Source organism: Novosphingobium sp. B-7, assembly GCF_000410615.1.
GTDB classification, from domain to species: domain Bacteria; phylum Pseudomonadota; class Alphaproteobacteria; order Sphingomonadales; family Sphingomonadaceae; genus Novosphingobium; species Novosphingobium capsulatum.
The window spans coordinates 1-706 of sequence record NZ_APCQ01000045.1; the positions used below are offsets into that span (position 1 = coordinate 1).

The window sequence follows — 706 nt, forward strand, 5'->3', positions numbered from 1 at the left end:
CGCATTCCGTCGGCGCTTACAGGATGGCGGCGTTCATAGGTAAACTCAGTCGTGTCCTGGAGCAGCAGGATCGGCCCGTCGGATGCTGCATACCGCTCCCTGGTCGCCGTAAAGTGCCCGGCGAGGATGGCGCCTTCTTCCACCTTGGGAGTAAGCGGGGTCGCGGCCCCACCTTGCGTGCATGAAGCGCAGCGCCGAGTCTTCGCGCCCTAATCGGGCTGGAGTGCGCTGCTACTATGATAATCTCGGGTGACGATCCTGTGAGCAAGGGAGCGCAGCGGTTCGAGGTATTCACGGGCGCGGGCAAGCGGCGCGAGTGGCCACCAGAGGTGAAGGCGTCGATTGTTGCCGAGTGCTATTCGGGCGGTGAAGGTGTCAGTGCCGTTGCTCGCCGGCATGGACTTGATCCTTCGCAGGTATACGCATGGCGGAGGGATCTGCGGAAGCAACTCGAGGCGGCGGGCGTAGTTCTGCCGGCGACGGAGCCGGAAGCGCCATCATTTGTGCCTGCCATAGTCGAGGCGGACGTGACGGTGGCTTCTTCACCCAAGCGTCGCCCGCACCGCCGGCGCCGCTCGACCGGTGCAGCGGTCGAGTTGGAGATTGACGGCGTGGCGGTAAAGATTGGCCGTGGTGCCGATGCCGGCGTGATTGCCGCGGTGATCGAAGCGCTCAAGGCAACACGATGATCGGACCAGGCGCTGGC

At 64.4% G+C, this 706-nt stretch carries 1 protein-coding gene; it reads left to right on the forward strand.

From position 1 onward, the window contains the following. Positions 1-260: 260 nt before the first annotated feature. On the forward strand, positions 261-689 hold the full coding sequence (locus H926_RS0100470) for a transposase (protein WP_237740949.1): 429 nt from the start codon (positions 261-263) through the stop codon (positions 687-689). Positions 690-706 lie beyond the last annotated feature (17 nt).